Source organism: Promineifilum sp. (SeqCode), from assembly GCF_041918635.1.
In the GTDB taxonomy this organism is placed as follows: domain Bacteria; phylum Chloroflexota; class Anaerolineae; order Promineifilales; family Promineifilaceae; genus Promineifilum.
Map to the genome: position 1 here is coordinate 1 of NZ_JAYRVJ010000266.1, position 3669 is coordinate 3669.

The 3669-nt window shown below is 65.1% G+C and carries 3 protein-coding genes and 1 pseudogene; 2 read left to right on the plus strand and 2 right to left on the minus strand.

Features of this window, described 5'->3' with window-relative positions:
* Window positions 1-1233 (plus strand): MFS transporter (locus ACE3UY_RS08850; RefSeq protein ID WP_374687180.1); only part of this gene is annotated, 1233 nt, incomplete at its 5' end.
* Here ACE3UY_RS08850 and glsA read toward each other — a convergent pair.
* Window positions 1213-2223 (minus strand): glutaminase A, encoded by a 1011-nt coding sequence (glsA, locus tag ACE3UY_RS08855; RefSeq protein WP_374687181.1) that lies wholly within the window; start codon window positions 2221-2223, stop codon window positions 1213-1215. The genes ACE3UY_RS08850 and glsA overlap by 21 nt on opposite strands.
* A gap of 275 nt (window positions 2224-2498) precedes the next feature.
* Between glsA and ACE3UY_RS08860 the strand changes: the two genes are divergently transcribed.
* Window positions 2499-3218, plus strand: coding sequence for a VIT1/CCC1 transporter family protein (locus tag ACE3UY_RS08860; protein WP_374687182.1), 720 nt, complete (start codon window positions 2499-2501; stop codon window positions 3216-3218).
* A 19-nt stretch (window positions 3219-3237) separates the two neighbouring features.
* Here the strand turns inward: ACE3UY_RS08860 and ACE3UY_RS08865 are convergent.
* Window positions 3238-3669 (minus strand): annotated as a pseudogene (locus ACE3UY_RS08865) (hypothetical protein); the annotation flags it as partial.

Here is a 3669-nt window from a genome sequence, read left to right on the forward strand (position 1 = left end):
GCGCTGGCTTTTTTCGTGGCCGGCTTCCTGGGAACCTACCTGAGTTGGCGCTACTCGTTCGGCCTGCTGAGCTTCGTGTCCATCATCGTCTTCCTGCTCAGCTTCCGGCTGAAGCCCGTGCCGCGACAGAGCGGTGTCAAGATCGATGCCGTCGGCGTGGCCCTGTCGGCCATCGCCGTCATCCTGATCAGCTTTGGCTTCAACAACCTCAATTCGTGGGGCATTGTGCTGGCCAGCAGCGGCGCGCCGTTCAACATCGTTGGCCTCTCGCCGGCGCTGCTGTTCGTGGTCTTCGGCCTGCTGCTGTTCCAGGCGTTCTTCGCCTGGTCGCACCTGATCGTGGAAGTGGGCCGGCAACCGCTGCTGTCGCTGGAGGTGCTCGATTCACCCCAGGAGCGCGCGACCATCGTCTGCCTGCTCATCATCGGCGCGCTCGGCCCGGCGGTCAACTTCCTGATCCCGCTCTTTATCCAGATCGTGCAGGGCCGCACGTCGATGCAAACCGCCGTCGCCGTCATCCCTTACACCCTGGCCATCGCCGCGTCGGCGATCCTCATTGTCCGCCTCTATGACCGGCTGACGCCGCGGCGGATCGCCATCGTCGCCTTCGCCCTGGTCGCCGGCGGCCTGACCCTGCTGTCGTTCGTGGTTGGCAACAACTGGGGCACGGCGATGGTCATCATCGGTCTGCTGATACTCGGCCTGGGCGAGGGATCGCTACTGACGCTGTTGTTCAACGTGATGGTGACCTCGGCCCCCAAGGAGTTGGCCGGCGACGTGGGCGCGTTGCGCGGCGTGGCCAATAACCTCTCGACCGCGTTGGGCACGGCCTTCGCCGGGGTGGTGGCTGTCGGCCTGCTTAGCCTGTTCATCACCACCGCCGTCAACCAGTCCAACCTGCCCGGCTCGCTGCGGCGGCAGGTCAATCTGGACAACATCAACTTCATCTCCAACGATCAGTTGGATGAGGTGATGGCGCAGACCACAGCCACGGACGAACAGATAGCCCAGGCGATAGCCATCAACGAAACGGCCCGCCTGCGCGCGCTCCGGGCGTCGTTCCTGATCCTGGGCGCGCTGTCGCTGCTGGCGATCTTCCCGTCGCTGGGCCTGCCGGACTACTTGCCGGAAAACGCGCCCGCCCCACCCGAAGAGCCGGCCAAAGCGCCCAGTTCCCGCGACAAACGCCGGCAAGCTGTCGCCGGTCGGGCCTCACAGCGGCGCAGGCGCTGAGGCGAACAGGTTCATCCCCAATCGCTCCGACAGGTAGCGGGCGACCAGCTGCCCCTTGACGCTGTTACCGGCGGCGTCAAGGGGCGGCGCGAAGCTGGCCATGCCGCCCTTGCCGGGCGAGACGGTGATCAGCCCGCCGCTGATGCCGCTTTTGGCCGGCAGCCCCACGTCGAATTCCCAATCGCCCGTCGTCTCGTACATGCCGGCCGTCGTCATCACCGCCAGCACCCGCCGACAGTGAGCGGGGTCAATCACCGGCTCCAGCGTCAGCGGGTTGACGCCGCCGTTGGCCAGCGTGGCAGCCATGACGGCCAGGTCTTTGGCCGTCACGTTGAGCGAGCACTGCTGGGTGTAGATGTCCGTCGCCTCGATGGGATCGAAGTACAGTCGCCCGTAGTCGTACATGATGCGGGCGATGGCCCGGTTGCGATGGTTGGTGAGCGAGGCAGAGACGTACACCTCGTCGTTCAGCGCCAACTCCCGGCCGGCGAAGCGCGATAGTCCTTCCTGGATGAAGCGCCACTTGGCCGCGGCCGTCGCCCCCGGAACCAGGCTGACGGCGGCGATGGCCCCCGAGTTGACCATCGGGTTGGTCAGGCGGTCGGGATCTAGCTCAATCGCCATGATCGAGTTAAAGGGTAAGCCGGTGGCGTTCACGCCGAGCTTGGCCCGCGCCTCCTCCGCGCCGAGGGCCTGGCAGATGAGGCCAAACGTGAACGGCTTGGAGACGCTCATGATGGTGAATTCGTAGTCGGCGTCGCCCGCGGCGTGCAGGTCGCCCTCGACGCCGGCCACGCACACGCCGAACAGGTCGCGCGGCGCGCGGGCCAGGGCCGGATAGACGGTGGAGTTGCGCCCCTCGTCTACGTCTTTGAAGCGGGCATGCGCCTTGTCCACCAGCTCCTGCACCGTCTCGACGGGCGGCAGGTGGCCGGTGGAGATGAAAAGGTTGCTTGGCGAACTCGCCGGTACGTCTGTCGAGCCTGTCATGCGGCTTCCCTCCTCAACCAATGTTCGTCCTATCGCTCTCTAATTGTAATCGCTTAGACCGGAATTGCCCGTTTGTAGTCAGGCAATTCATTGCCGTTCTTCGCGTTCGTAGCGCAGCCATTCCTGGCTGCAGGGCCTAAGGCAGCCAGGGATGGCTGTGCTACGAGGAGAGCGGCAATAAATTGCCTGACTACGAACGACGTTCGCATGCTTTGTTTACGCGGATAGGCATGCTAGTATTACAGGCTGAATTGCGCCTAACACCGAGGTAACCTTTGTCCGCCCGCTACCACACCCGCTCCCGACGCCAAAAGCCGCGCGAAGGCTTCATGGGCCACCTGCTCGATCCCATTGACGTGCTGGCCGAGGCCATCTTCAGCATCCTCATCCTGCTGACTTTCACGCTGGCCTTCCGCATCCTCATGATGAACCCGGGCGAGCCCGTCACCGCCGCCCACATTCGCGACCTGACGCTGGCCGCGCTGGGGGCGACGGTAGCCTGGGGGATCATCGACGGCGTCATGTACGCGCTAATCGAGATATTGGGGCGCAGCGAGCGCCACCGCATCCTCTGGCACATTCAGGCGGCCAACACGGAACAGGAGGCGATTGAGACTATAGCCGACGAGTTCGATTTCATCCTGGAACCCATCACCGGCGACAGCCAGCGGCAGGCGCTCTATCAGGATATTCTCGATCACCTGCACGACAGCCAACCGCGCGCCATCGGCCTGAAGCGCGAGGACTTCACCGGGGCGCTGGCCTCGGTGCTGGTGGCGCTGCTGGCTGTGGCCCCCTCCTTCCTGCCGCTCTTCATCTTCCGCAACGATTACGCGCTGGCGATCCGGCTGTCCAACGTGGTGTCGTTCATCATGCTGTTCGTCGCCGGCTACCAGTGGGGCAACTACACCGGCATGAGTTCGTGGAAGACGGGGCTGCTGGTGGTCGCGGTGGGCGTGTTGCTGGTGGCGGTGGCGATCCCGTTGGGCGGCTGACAGAGCGCGTTCCGGCCGGCTACTGCCACACGTCCACGACCTGAACCAGGTAGCCGTCCTCTACGACAACCTCCAACTCCCCCGTCCCGTCGGCCGGCAAGCGCCAGATGGGCGTATGGTTGGCCGTGTCGTCCAGCAACACGTAGGCCCCATCAGGCGACCAGCCCAGCGGCCACACGTCGTCCGGCAGGTCGCGCCGCCACAGCTCGCCGCCCGTCGCATCCTCGACCACCAGTTGCCGGACGCCAGCCGGCTCTAATCCGGTGGTGTCATGGATGTAGGCGCGCCGCTGACCGTCGGGCGAGAAGGCAATCCAGTAACCATCGGGCGGCGTCGAGCATTGGGCCGACCACGCCGCCCCCTCCTCCACCCCTTGCCCGATACGGTTATCGGCCGTCCAGCAAAACCGCTCCAGCCCGCCGGCAATCGTCGAGCGCAGTTCGCCGGCGAC